General features: G+C 47.0%; 1 pseudogene. It reads left to right on the top strand.

The window, feature by feature from the left end:
• Positions 1–270 (top strand): annotated as a pseudogene (locus A3763_RS28340) (hypothetical protein); the annotation flags it as partial.

Here is a 270-nt window from a genome sequence, read left to right as displayed (position 1 = left end):
ACTTTGCTCCCGTTACCGACGAGAAGATGTGGCGCGTACGGGTAAGTGATTTGAATAATCCTGCACTAAGTGCAGAAGCGCTGAAAACTAAAATCGAAGCTTTTGGTGAAAAGACCATGAGCGATGGCATCACTATCGATGATGAGGACACTCTATACATCAGCGATCTGGAGCATTCGGCTATCATACAGATGCGCTCTGATGGTTCCATACAAACACTTTACAAAGACAAGAAGCTTCGCTGGCCTGATGGTTTCAGCTTCGGCCCGA

Source organism: Oleiphilus sp. HI0128, assembly GCF_001635365.1.
This window is presented reverse-complemented; position numbering and strand designations above follow the sequence as displayed.